General features: G+C 63.5%; 8 protein-coding genes. 5 read left to right on the plus strand and 3 right to left on the minus strand.

The genetic code is table 11. The features are described 5' to 3' along the window. Positions 1-73 precede the first annotated feature (73 nt). Positions 74-1,405 carry an APC family permease gene (locus OXH56_08145; GenBank protein MCY3555277.1) on the plus strand — a complete coding sequence of 444 codons (1,332 nt, stop codon included), beginning with the start codon at positions 74-76 and terminating at the stop codon, positions 1,403-1,405. Positions 1,406-1,415: 10 nt separating this feature from the next. Here the strand turns inward: OXH56_08145 and OXH56_08150 are convergent, their stop codons facing one another. Continuing rightward, positions 1,416-2,864, minus strand: a complete 1,449-nt coding sequence (locus OXH56_08150) for a HEAT repeat domain-containing protein (GenBank protein MCY3555278.1) — start codon at positions 2,862-2,864, stop codon at positions 1,416-1,418. A 206-nt stretch (positions 2,865-3,070) separates the two neighbouring features. Between OXH56_08150 and leuS the strand changes: the two genes are divergently transcribed. From leuS to OXH56_08170, 4 genes are all read left to right on the plus strand, one after another. Continuing rightward, on the plus strand, positions 3,071-5,530 hold the full coding sequence (gene leuS, locus OXH56_08155) for a leucine--tRNA ligase (GenBank protein MCY3555279.1): 2,460 nt from the start codon (positions 3,071-3,073) through the stop codon (positions 5,528-5,530). An 82-nt stretch (positions 5,531-5,612) separates the two neighbouring features. Next, positions 5,613-6,659, plus strand: coding sequence for a glycosyltransferase (locus OXH56_08160; protein MCY3555280.1), 1,047 nt, complete (start codon positions 5,613-5,615; stop codon positions 6,657-6,659). A 352-nt stretch (positions 6,660-7,011) separates the two neighbouring features. Next, entirely contained in the window at positions 7,012-8,157 is a 1,146-nt protein-coding gene (locus OXH56_08165) for a histidinol-phosphate transaminase (GenBank protein ID MCY3555281.1), read from the plus strand. 46 nt (positions 8,158-8,203) lie between these two features. Next, complete coding sequence (locus OXH56_08170; protein ID MCY3555282.1) at positions 8,204-9,418, plus strand: histidinol-phosphate transaminase; 1,215 nt, start codon at positions 8,204-8,206, stop codon at positions 9,416-9,418. A gap of 109 nt (positions 9,419-9,527) precedes the next feature. Here OXH56_08170 and OXH56_08175 read toward each other — a convergent pair whose 3' ends face one another. Both OXH56_08175 and OXH56_08180 read right to left on the minus strand, forming a co-directional pair. Next, the gene (locus tag OXH56_08175; protein MCY3555283.1) at positions 9,528-10,667 is read right to left on the minus strand and encodes an acyltransferase family protein; all 1,140 of its coding nucleotides are present in this window, start codon (positions 10,665-10,667) and stop codon (positions 9,528-9,530) included. Positions 10,668-10,728: 61 nt separating this feature from the next. After that, the coding region (locus OXH56_08180; protein ID MCY3555284.1) for a 2-oxoacid:acceptor oxidoreductase family protein at positions 10,729-13,021 on the minus strand (2,293 nt) is incomplete at its 5' end.

Below are 13,021 nucleotides of genomic sequence, written 5' to 3' on the forward strand. Positions count from 1 at the left end.
AATCCCCTTTGTGCTGCCGGGCAAACGATCAGGGTGTAATCGCTGATCATTCTTCCAAATCAAGGATCTATCCATGCCTTCCGCGTCTTCCCGCGGCGGTCTGTTGCGCGTGCTCGGCCTGATCACGGGACTGGCCATCACCTTCGGGGGCATCGTCAGTCTCGGCATCCTGCGTGCGCCGGGTGAAGTGGCAGCCCAGTTGCCCGATCCCTGGTGGTACATGGCCACCTGGATCGCGGCGGGCGTGTTCGTGCTGTTCAGCACGGCTTCCGCCGCCGAACTGGCTACCGCATTGCCGCGGGCCGGGGCCTACTACGTCTACGCGCACCGGTCCCTCGGCCCTTTCGTCGGGTTCGTCAGCGGGTGGACCGACTGGCTGAACTGGTGCGGCGCGACGGCCATGACCATCGTCGTCATCAACGAATACCTCCATCTCCTGACGACCGCCATTCCACGATACAGTCTGCCGCTTTGCCTGGCCATCGCGGTCTCCTTCGCCCTGATCCAGTGGCGGGGCGTGAAGTGGGGAACCAGCGTTCACAATGCCGCGAGCATGATCAAGGCCGTTGTTTTCGCGGTGCTCATCGTCGCGTGTTTCGTACTGGCGGGCGGCGGAGATGCGGAGACCGAAACGGCCGCCCTGCCGTCCATGCCGGTGGGATGGGCCCTCGTCATGGCCTTCATCGTGGCGCTGAGAGGAGTGCTCTACGCCTACGACGGCTGGGTGTTTACTGCTTATTTTTCTGAAGAAATGGCGGATCCGGGCCGTACGATTCCACGGTCGATGTTCGTGGGCGTCGGGATCGTCATCGCGGTCTACCTGCTCATCAACATCGCCTTGCTGCGCATGCTGCCCATGTCGGAGATCGTCGGCGCGGAGCTGGCCGTGGGCCGGGCTGTCGAGGCACTGTTAGGACCGCTTGCGGAGACGGTCATCACGGCGTTCCTGACCGGATTTCTGATCGTGGGGATCAACCTGGGGTACATGTTCGCCGCCCGCGTGATCTACGCCATGAGCACCGACGGACTGTTCTTCAAGCAGTGCCGGCGGGTAAACCGGGGCGGCACGCCCACGGCGGCGCTCGTTGCCAGCCTGGCGGCCACGATCGTCTTCCTGTTGTTCAGCGGAAGCTTCGTACGCCTGGTGGAGGCCCTGGCGTTTTTCACCGTGGTCAACTACGCCATCCTTTTCCTTTCCGTCTTTCTCCTGAGACGAAAGGAACCCGATCTACCTCGTCCCTACCGGGCCTGGGGATACCCGTGGACGACGGCGCTGACGCTCGCCGGCGCCGTAGCCTTCCTTGCCGGTAACATCGTGGGTGGTACGGCCGTCAGCCTGACGGCTTTATTCGTGGTCGTCCTAAGCTATCCGTTGTACGTGCTGTTTCGCCGGATCAATGCGTAGAAAATTCTCTTCAAAAAGCGCTTTTACGGGTGGTCAGTGGGCACCAGCGAGCGGCGAGCATGGCATCCACAAAACCGTCCCGGTCCGTGCCGGCGGTCATGCGGGCAGCGGCCGCCATAGCGTAGTAGCGGACGTAGCGTCCTTCGTCTTCCAACGAGCGTGCCACCAGGTCATCGAACAGATCCGCGGCTTGAATCGGGTGTCTGGCCAGGGCGAAGGCGGTATTGCGCCGGACCCGCTCGTCCTCGTCCCCGATCGCGCCCCGAAGCGCAGGGGCGTCGTCGTCACTGAAGCCGCCGATGACAGCCAGGGCTTCGGACGCGTTTCGCCGTACCCACGCTTCCTCGTCGCCTAGCGCACGCAATAGCGCCGGGCGGACCGAAGACGCCGGCAGGCCGATATCGCCCAGAACGTCCGCAGCGGCCGCCCGTACCCACCAGACATCGTCTTCGAGCAATGCTTCCAGGCCCTTGACCGCAGGACGTCCCACGGACGACAGCGCATAGGCAGCGGGCAGTTCCGACGGATTGCCGCCCGCGGGATTCGCCGGGTTCCTGGGCACGTTTGCCAGGGCCTCCTCTTCACGGGTCGCGCACAGGTGTTCCACGAGCGGCTCCACCGCATCATCACCTTTCCTGCCTAACGTGTACGCGGCCTGCAGCCGTACCCGCTCGTCCGCATCGTCCAGGCCGGCGAGGCATCGATCGATGGAGACCCCCTTGGCTTCATCCTCGCCGCGTTCCCCTCCCGCCAACCAGCTCCATACCGCCTCGGAAACGGCGGGAAGCGCGTCGCCCGGTTGAGGCTTCCAGCGGCCATTCCCACTTTCCCAGGCGGGACCGGCCGGTTCGCGTGAACGGGTAAACTGGAACTTGAGCATGTACCGGTTCTTTTTGCTGACGTTCGGCGTGGCCCGGTGCCAGGAGTCGAAGTTGACGATGGAAACCGTCCCGGCGGAACCGCACAGTCCCAGCGCGGACTCTCCGGTTCTGGAGGCGTCACAATCGGAGATCCCGTTGTGGTGCTGCATGCCGGGCAGGATGCCCGTGGGCCCCATGTCCGCGCTCACGTCCTGGGGATAGTAGAAGGCCATCACCCACCGGCAGCGCGCATGCCTCACGTTGTGGTCGAAGATGTAATCGTCCTTGTGCCACTGCTGGCCGGAACTGCCCGGTTTGTTCAGGTGGCAGTACCGATGGGGATGCATGAGGTATCCGGGTCCGAGCAGGCTGGTCAGCGCTCCCCGCACGGAGGGCTGGTCGAAGACCCTATGGATTTCGGGAATCCGGGGCAGGATGTTGTTGCCGGGATTGCCTTCCTCCTCGAGCACGATCTCAATTTTCCGGTAGAGGTTTCGGTGAAATTCTGCGGGCAGACCGGCATTGACCTGCACGTATCCATCCGTGATGAATCGACAGATGGCATCGTCCCGCAGGAGATGGGGATTCCGGGTTGGCATGGCGGGCTCTCTCGGACGGGTATGGAGTGGGTTTTCTTTTCGCAGCTCCTGAATACAGGCCGCCATCTTAATGTACAGTCGTAACTTGATTTCCACAATCAAGATAGGTAAATTACGGGGCAATACACGAAAGTGCAGTTAAACCGGCAGCCTCTGGGCAGCAGGGGGGCGGGGACAAAGTGCGAGAAACGAAAACCGGGGAAGCAATGAAAGGCGAAAGATTCGATCACGGGGCGGTCGAGGCGCGGTGGATCAAGCGCTGGGAATCGGAAGGGACCTACGAAGTCGACCTCGAGGCGGCGCGGAATCCCTACTACAACCTCATGATGTTCCCCTACCCCTCCGCCGAGGGCATGCACGTGGGCAACGTGTTCGCCTACACGGGCGCGGATATCCACGGAAGGTACATGCGCGCAAAGGGATACGACGTGTTCGAGCCTATGGGCTTCGACGCCTTTGGGATCCACTCCGAGAACTTCGCCCTCAAGATCAACACCCATCCCGGACGGCTGATCCCAGAGAACATCGCAAATTTCACCCGTCAGTTCAAGCGCCTGGGGGCCATGTTCGACTGGCGTCACGAGGTACAGTCCACCGATCCGGATTACTACCGGTGGACGCAATGGATCTTCATCCAGCTCTTCAAGGCCGGACTTGCCTATCAGAAGGAAGCGCCGGTCACCTGGTGCCCCTCCTGCAACACCGTGCTCGCGGCGGAACAGGCCGAGGGCGGGGTGTGCGAGCGATGCGACGCGCAGGTGGAGCAGCGGAACATGCGCCAGTGGTTCTTCCGGATCACGGCCTACGCCAGGCAATTGCTGGAGAACCTGGAGACCATCGACTGGTCCGAGACGACAAAGACCGCGCAGCGCAGGTGGATCGGCCGTAGCGAAGGGGCTGAAGTAGACTTCCCGCTGGCGGACCACGAAGAGAAACTCAGCGTGTTCACCACGCGGCCGGACACGCTCTGGGGCGCCACCTACATGGTCCTGGCGCCGGAACACCCCTTTGTCGAAGTCGTGACCACCGAAGCACAGCGCGCGGCCGTCAACGAATATGTGAAGGAAAGCGGCCGGAAGACGGCCATCGAGCGCGAGGACGTTACCCGCGAGAAGACCGGCGTGTTCACGGGCGGCTACGCCGTCAATCCGGTCAACGACGCCCGGATTCCGATCTGGATATCCGATTACGTGCTGATGACCTACGGTACGGGCGCCATCATGGCGGTGCCAGCCCATGACGGGCGGGACTTCGAGTTCGCCCGGGCCTTCGATCTGCCCATCGTGCAGGTGATCAGCGGATCGGAAGACACGACGAACGGTTACGGCGGGGCGGACGGCCGGGGCGGTCAGTGCGGACCGGAGGAAGCCTATACCGGCGAAGGGATCATGATCAACAGCGGTCCCTTCGACGGGACCCACAGCACAGTCGGCGTCGGCGCGGTCACGGACTGGCTGGAAGATCGCGGCGTCGGGAAACGGCAGGTCAACTACCGGCTGCGGGACTGGTGCATCAGCCGCCAGCGGTACTGGGGGCCGCCCATCCCGATGATCCACTGCGAAGCCTGCGGCGTGGTGCCCGTTCCCGATGACCAGTTGCCCGTGGTCCTGCCCCATGTGGAGGAATTCAGGCCGGACGGCACCGGACGGAGCCCACTGGCGCGCGACCCGTCCTTCCTCAACACTACCTGTCCCGTGTGCGGCGGTCCCGCCACCCGCGAGACCGACGTCAACGACAACTTCCTGGATTCGGCGTGGTACTTCTTCCGGTATCCCAGCTCGGAACGGGAGGACGTGGTCTTCGACCCGGAGATGACGGAGCGGTGGCTGCCCGTGGACATGTACGTCGGTGGCAACGAGCACGCGGTGCTGCACCTCATGTATACCCGCTTCATCACGATGGCGCTGCATGACATCGGCCTGGTCTCCTTCTCCGAACCCTTCAAGAAGTTCCGGGCCCACGGAACCATCATCCGTTCCGGCGCGAAGATGAGCAAGTCCAGGGGGAACGTGGTCAATCCCGACGAATACCTGGACCGTTTCGGCGCGGACGCCTTCCGCACCTATCTCATGTTCCTGGGTCCCTACCAGATAGGCGGTGATTTCCAGGACGCGGGCATCAATGGCGTGCGGCGGTTCTACGACCGGCTCTGGCGCTACGTCACCGGGACCGATTTCAGTGAGGCGCCGGTCGAGGACCCCGAACTGCTCGCCCTGGTGCACGGCAAGACCCGGGACGTCACCGGGGACATGGCGTCGTTTCAGTACAACACGGCCATCGCGCGCCTGATGGAACTGCTCAACGGCCTGCAGAACGCGTCTTCCCATCATCACGAAGCCATCGACCGGTTGCTTCAGTTGGCGGCGCCTTTCGCGCCTTTCATCTCCCAGGAGCTGTGGACCCGCCTGGGTCACGTGGGCATGGTCTGCGACGTGCCCTGGCCGGAGTACGATCCGGCGCTGATCGTTTCCGCCACGATCGAATACGTCATCCAGATCAATGGCCGGGTACGCGACCGGCTCGAACTGCCGCCCGGTACGCCCCGCGAAGAAATCGAGCAGGCCGCCTTCGCCAGCGAACGCGTTCGTCAGTGGACCGACGGCAAGGAATCGGTCCGCAACATCTTCGTGCCGGACAAGCTGCTCAATATCGTGGTCAAGGGATAGACCGTCCGGTCCGGGCCACCGAGCGGTCCAGCCCGGTCCGGCCTGCGCCCGATCCAGTCCGCCGCCCGGTCCGGCCTGCGACGTGTCATCCACCACCGCTGTGTCCATGCCCTCTCCGAGCGTCTCCGTCCTGATGCCGGTTTACAACGCCGCCGGCACGCTTCCCGAAACCCTGCAGAGCATCGCCACGCAGACGCTGGGCGACTACGAGGTCATCGCCGTCGATGACGGGTCGGACGACGACAGCGGGACGATTCTGGAGGCATGGGGCCGCGGGGACCGGAGAATTCAGCCGGTCCGGGCCGGCCGCGTCGGCCTGGTCGAGGCGCTCAACCTCGGACTGTCGCGGTGCCGGGGCGAGTGGGTCGCCCGCATGGACGCTGATGACCGCATGCGCCCGGACCGGCTAGAGCGGCAGGCGGCACTGCTGGACGCCCGGCCGGATATCAGCGTAGCCGGGTCGCTCGTGGAGATCTTCGCCGACGGGATGGTGGGCGAAGGCATGAAGGTATACGAAACCTGGCTCAACAGCCTCGTCGAGCCCGGGGATATCGCCCGGGAGATCTTCATCGAAAGTCCGATCGCCCATCCGTCGGCCATGGTGCGGCGGGACGAACTCCTGGAACTCGGTGGATACCGCGACGCAGGATGGCCGGAAGACTACGACCTGTGGCTCCGCTATCACGCCGCGGGGCGCCGGTTCGCCAAGGTGCCGGAGGTCCTGCTGTACTGGCGGGAGCACGGGGGCCGATTGACGCGAACGGACGCCCGGTACTCGGTGGAGAACTTCCTCCGCGTCAAGGCGCACTTCCTGGTCAACGGCCCGCTGCGGGACCGGGACGGGCTGATCGTCTGGGGGGCGGGCCAGACCGGCCGGCGTTTGTCCCGGCATATCGTACGCATGGGTCGTCCGATAGATGCCTTCGTGGACATTTCTCCCCGGAAGGTCGGCAGCCGCATGCGCGACGCCCCGGTGATCGGTCCCGATGAACTGACCTCGATATGGAACCGCTACCGCCATCCGATGCTCATCGTCGCCGTTTCCTCGCGGGGCGCACGGAAGCTGATCCGCCAGGCACTCACGGGGTCGGGCCTTGCCGAAGTGGAAGATTACCTGTGCGCGGCCTGAAGCAGACCGGGTGATCGGAATCGACCCGGCCCGGCCCGGCCCGTACTAACCCGCGCCAACGACACGATTCTGAATACCAGGCCCCCCGAAGTTGTATAACTTCCACAATACCTTTGTCATTTCGTGCTTTGCGCATTACATTTACCGATCAGCGGATTCGGATTTCAATCATCGTAACTGACGCGGCCACGCCTTCATATGGCGTCGCGCAAGCATTTCACCAGGCAGACACCAAAGGCCTGCAGAACAATCCTTAGCAGAACAACCCTTCAAGGAGTTTATCATGGTAGACAGGGCGGATAGAATACAGGAAACCCCGTCCGGTTTTTCGAGACGAGGCTTTATAAGAGGTATGATGGTCGGCGCAGGCGCATTGACGCTGGGCAGTTACGAGGCCGTGGCGCAGATGATCTCCGGACCCAACGCGAGACCCGTCCGCGGGTGGGGCGTACCCGAAGGACTCGTGCGACTGAGCGGCAACGAAATGCCGATCGGTCCTTCGCCCCGCGCGGTTGAAGCGGTCCTGGAGAATGTGTATTCCTTCAACCGTTACAACCGGAACAGGGACATCTACGCCAGGATCGCCGAGCGCCACGGGCTGCCCGTGGTGGAGTGGGCGCCCAATTCCTTCACGCCGCCCGGCGCCTGGGTCACCCTGGGCTGTGGATCGTCGGAGGTGCTGTACGCCGTTGCGTCCGCCTATCTACGGGACGGGGCCGAAATGATCGAGGCTACACCGGGATACGCCGGCGTATTCCGGGTCGCGGAACCCAATGGCGGTACGGTGAAGTGGGTCCCCCTGTCCAGCGGCTTCCAGCAGGACCTCGATGCGATGAAGGCCGCCATATCCGAGAACACCAGGGTGGTGGTCATCACGAACCCGGGCAACCCGACCGGCGTGCTCGTCTCCCCGGATGCCGTGAAGAAGTTCGTCCAGGAGGTCCCGTCGAACGTGATCGTCTTTGTCGACGAAGCCTACATCGAGTTCTCCAAGAATCCTGATGACCGCATCGGCGCGGCACCGCTGATCCTGGACCATGAGAACGTGATCGTGGCCCGTACGTTCTCCAAGATCATGGGCATGGCGGGACTCGGCGTCGGCTACGGCCTGGCGCGCCCCGAAGTAATCGAGAAGCTGAACCAGAACAAGGGTGGACGGCCCAGCATGCTTTCCACCAACGCCGCGGCGGCCGGGATGGAGGATCATGACTACCAGGACCGGGCGCGGCAGGTGACCTGGGAAGGCCAGGAGTACTTCGCCAGCAATTTCGACGAGATGGGCATCGAGTACGTACCCAGCCAGTCCAGTTTCATGCTGATCAACGTGCACAAGGATGCGGATGAAGTCGTCCGCAAGTTGAGGGAAGAATACAACGTGATGGTCGGCAACGGAAAGCGCCGCTGGGAAATGGATACCTGGCTGCGGGTCACTTCCGGCCTGCAGGAAGAGAACGAGGCCTTCATGGCCGCACTCAAGAAGGTGCTGGTAAGTAGCTGATCGTTTGTGCGATCGATTCGGTTATCTGAGACCAAAGGACGGTGTTATGTCGAACATGCTGAAGGCGATGAACCTGGCGGCTCCCGGGTTCACCAGGCGCAAGTTCCTCAAGGGGCTCGCGGTGGGCGCCGGGGTGGCTTCTTTGGGCAGTTACGAAGCCGCGGCGCAAATGGTGGCGGGACCCCGCGTCCGGCCCGTGCGGGGCTGGGGGGTGCCCGAGGGATTCATCCGGCTGAGCAGCAACGAGAATCCGATCGGTCCGTCGCCCCGCGCCGTCGAGGCGATCATGCAGTACGTCTACAAGTTCAACCGGTATTACCGGGGCCGCGGGCTCTACGGCCAGATCGCGGAACGCCACGGGCTGCCGGTCGTCATTCCCTCGAACAACAACGAAGACCGGACCGAGCCCTGGGTGACGCTGGGCTGCGGATCGTCGGAAGTGCTCTTCGCCATCGCCTCGGCCTACCTGCGCGACGGCGGCCAGATGATCGAGGCGGCACCGGGATACGGCGGCGTGGTCCGCACGGCCCGGAATTACGGCGCACGGGCGCGCCTGGTCCGCACGACCCCGGACTTTCACCAGGATCTCGATGCCATGAAAGCGGCCATCACCGAGGACACGCGGGTCGTCGTCATCACGTCTCCAGGTAATCCGACGGGCATCATCGCGCCCTTCGACGACCTCAAGAAATTCGTCAGCGACATCCCTTCCGACGTCATGGTCTTCGTCGACGAGGCCTATATCGAGTTCGCCCGGAACCCGCAGGACCGCATCGGCGCCGCGCCGCTCATCCTGGATCACGAAAATGTCATCGTAACCCGCACCTTCTCGAAGATCATGGGCATGGCCGGCCTGCGAATCGGATACGGCCTCGCCCGGCCCCATGTCATCGAGAAGCTCGAAGATAACAAGGGCGGGCGGGTCAGTTCGCTGTCCGTGGTCGCCGCGGAGGCCTGCATTGAGGATCAGGACTACCAGGACCGGGCGAGAGCGGCGGCCTGGGCCGGGCATGACTATCTCACCGGCCAGTTCGAGGAGATGGGACTCGAGTACGTGCCCAGCCAGTCCAGCTTCATGCTGGTGAACGTGCGCACGGACGCGGACGAGGTCACCCGAAAGCTGTTCGAGGAGTACAACGTGCTCGTGGGCAACGGCAAGCGTCGCTGGCGGATGAACAACTGGCTGCGCGTCACCGCGGGCCTGCAGGCAGAGAACGAGGCCTTCATCGCCGCGTTGAAGAAGGTGCTCGTCAGCAGCTGACAACGCGGACTACCCTGCGCACCAAATCCTTCCTGTGAAGTGACGGTTTCCGGGGCCGGGCGATCACACCAGGCCCGGTCCGGAGACCGCTCATCTTGATAGTCTCCGCTCAACTTGACGCGTTCCGGACGTATCGACTTCCCTCCGGTCCATGACGGACACGGGGACCGTTCAGCACCCTACCGACAAAAGTGTACCTAACCCCGATCTGATAGGTTGCCAGCAGGATGCCGGTAACCGCGAGGCAGATCAGCGCGAACTTCAGATGCACGCTGACGGACCAGGACACGGCCAGCTCCTGTCCGCCAAGTACGAGCGGCAAGTGGCCAAGGTACAGCCAGTAGGAAGCGTCTGACACGTAGCGGACCCAGTATCGTTGTTTCGACGCGATCCAGCGAAACAGCCCAAGCAGTCCGAAGCAGGCCAGCCAGGTATAGGCCGCTCCGATCGCCGCAGCCGTTCCCTTGACGGCATTCGACGGCGCCAACCCCAGTGATTCGGGATCCAGCAGGAGATAACCTGCCGGCATAAACACCAGGATGGCCGGGGCCAGGCCTGCAGACCACCACTTCCGCACTTCGATACGCTTCTGGTAGAAGAACGCGCCGAACAGGTAGAAGACCAGGTAGTAGCCGAACACGTGGAGGATGGGGATCAATTCCGCCGATCCGTCCGCGCCGATCATGCCCTCCCGCATCAGGAATTGTGGAATGATGCTGGCCGGTACGAGCAGCCACCAGGCCGGATGGCGGAACCGCAGGCCGAGTCTCGCGCAGGCGATGAAGACCGCCGCCATGAGGACCAGGTACCAAAGGAACCAGAGGTGGGCAAGGCTGGACAGCCACGAAAACATCCATGTCAGGGGCGTCATGGGGATAAAGAACGCGTTCGTCACCGGGATGATCGTCAACGTTCCCGCCAGCAGGGGGAGACCGATGCGGTAAAGACGATGACGCGCCAGGCCAACCAGGCCACGGGACTGCCAGAGCATGACGGTGAAGAAGCCGCTGATCAAGTAGAAGACCGGCATGCGAAAACCGTGAATGACGCCGAAGACAAATGCGTACGGGTTGTTTTCCAAATCGTGGGAACCGGCCCAACTGTCCTGGACGGGCCAGGTGTCTACGGGCATGAGGAAGAGACAGGCATGCAGCACAATACCGAGCAACATGGCGAATGCGCGCAGTGCGTCCAGGTCGTGGTACCTGGTCGGCGCGGGCGAACTAAGGCCGTTCAGCTGTTTCTTCACTAGTTGCACCAATTGTGGTTGTCCGGCCTTAACGGACCCTGACGGGTCTGCCTCACCAGTCTTAACGGGTGCGGATTGGGCGCGACGCCGCGCCTTGAAGGAGGGTATTAAGCATTTCGGAGGCCTTCTTCTTCACCCTGAGCACCGAGCGGTGCTTGACCTGCTCGTACCCGCGGATCTCGTCGGGCAGTTGCAGCAGTTCCGATACCTCGGGGTAGTTTTCCGGGGTGAGTACGGCGAGGGCCTGGTCCTGCAGGGATTCGTACCAGGTTACGAGCTCCCGTTCCTCCCGCCGGGCCGCGGTGTAACCGAAGGGGTCGAAGGACGTTCCCCTAAGGAATCTGCATCGGACCATGACTCGCAGTATGGGCTTGAACCAGGGTCCCAGCCGCAGCTTGCGGCCGAGTCCCCAAGCCCGCAGCAGCGGCGGGTGAAGATGGTAGGATACCCGGACCGGTCCATCGAACCGTTCCGCGACGCCGGGTTCGGACGGGTCGGTCAGCAGCCGGGCCACCTCGTACTCGTCCTTGTAGGCCATGAGCTTGTGCAGCATGGAAGCCGCGTGCGTGGTGAGAAGGTGTCCGCGGTCCGGTCCTCCGGCCCGCTCATCCCCATCGTAAACCCGTGCGATCCGGTCTGCGAACCGCTCCGCGAGCCTGGTGTCCTGAAAAGCGATCAGCTCGCCCACGCGGATGACCCAGCTCCTCCTGAACGACTCCTGGCGGATGGGGATCCTTGCGATCAGCGCCTGGTAGGCTTGCGCCTGCTTTCGGCCGAATGACCGCGCATAGCGGCGGACCAGTTCAGCCGAGTCCGGCTCGGGTTCCGCCACGGCCCCGTCCAGCCGGGCCCGTTCGTGCACGGCCATGCGGCCCCAACGGAAGGCCTGGATGTTCAGGTCGACAGCCTGGCCGTTCAACCGGATGGCGCGCTCGATACTCCCGGCTTGCAGGGGGATGCGCCCGGCCTGGTAGGCGACGCCCAGGAGAAACACGTTGGCCACGATGTGATTCCCGAAGAGCTTCATTGCGTAGTCCTGCGCATCGATGAAGACATTGTCCTCCGACCGGGTGTGCGCCTCGATCTGTGCTTCCATGGCCGGGACGTCGGCGCCGGGCACCTGGGGATCGTACACCATCTGCGCGGTCGGGACGCCGGACCGGCTCACCACGGCCACGGTCCGGTGCGCGGAGGCGGCCTGAAGGTTCAGGGGGTTCACCGCGCCGGCGATATCCGCCGCCAGGTAGAGATCGCACCGCCCGGCGGGTATATAGCTGGAAGGGGGAACTTCGCCTTCCCCCAGGACGATGGGCGACTCCACGGGACCACCCTTCTGCGCCAGCCCCGTGCGGTTCATCTCGCTCACCTTCTTCCCGTCGAAAAGCGCCGCGACGGCCAGCAGGTGGGCCACGGTCACGACGCCCGTGCCGCCTATCCCGATGAGGTGAATTGCATATTCCCGCTCAATCGTCGCCCTGGCAGCGGGTTCTGCCAGGTCCGATTCGTCCAGTAGCGGGCATTCCGGTCTCAGTGGCTTGCTGTCTCCGACCGGTTCGACGGAGATGAAGGAAGGGCAGTCTCCCTTCAGACAGGACAGGTCCTGGTTGCAGGCCGACTGGAGTATGGCGGTCTTGGGTCCGAACTCCGTTTCCCTGGGTTCGAGCGCGAGGCACATGGACTGCTGCCCGCAATCGCCGCACCCCTCGCACACCCGTTCGTGAATGAAGACGTACCGATCGGGGGCGAGATGCTGACGCTTGCGGCGACGTCGGTGTTCCGTGGCGCATTCCTGGTCGTAAATCAGCACCTTCACGCCGGGCTTCCGCGACAGGCCCTCCTGGGCGGATTCGAGTCGTTCCCGCGGTTCGAGCAGCAGGTGCTGCTCCGGTCTCACCACGGCACGTGCGCGTTTGAGCGATACCTGGTGCGGAAACTTGCTGACGATCGTAATATCCTGCACGCCCATGCCCAGCAGGATCAGCGCGAAGTCGTCCAGCGTGGGCTGCCCGGCGATGTCCTGGCCGCCGGTCATGGCCACCACGTGGTTCCAGAGGACTTTATAGGTGATGTTGGCGCCGTGGGAAATGGAGCTGAATATGGTGATCAGGCCGCTGTGGAGCACCGTGCCGTCGCCGATGTTCTGGAACAGGTGACGGTTCCCGTTGAAGGGGAACATGCCGTTGTATATGGCGCCGCCCAGGCCCATAGTGGGTATCCACCGCACGCCCCGTCCGTCCGCCTCGATGTAGGCGTCCAGGGAGGAGCAGCCGATTTCACCGCCGGCGACCTCTCCCTCCGGCGCGCGGGCCGATACGCTGTGGGGACATCCGGGCCAGTAGTGGGCGGTACGCCGG

The sequence above is a fragment of the Gemmatimonadota bacterium genome (assembly GCA_026702745.1).
Lineage (GTDB): Bacteria > JAAXHH01 > JAAXHH01 > JAAXHH01 > JAAXHH01 > JAAXHH01.

Excerpts from the sequence above, each read along its gene's own strand:
- OXH56_08145 (MCY3555277.1), top strand. The coding sequence starts at position 74 with ATGCCTTCCGCGTCTTCCCGCGGCGGTCTGTTGCGCGTGCTCGGCCTG.
- OXH56_08150 (MCY3555278.1), bottom strand. The coding sequence starts at position 2,864 with ATGCCAACCCGGAATCCCCATCTCCTGCGGGACGATGCCATCTGTCGA.
- leuS (MCY3555279.1), top strand. The coding sequence starts at position 3,071 with ATGAAAGGCGAAAGATTCGATCACGGGGCGGTCGAGGCGCGGTGGATC.
- OXH56_08165 (MCY3555281.1), top strand. The coding sequence starts at position 7,012 with ATGATGGTCGGCGCAGGCGCATTGACGCTGGGCAGTTACGAGGCCGTG.
- OXH56_08170 (MCY3555282.1), top strand. The coding sequence starts at position 8,204 with ATGTCGAACATGCTGAAGGCGATGAACCTGGCGGCTCCCGGGTTCACC.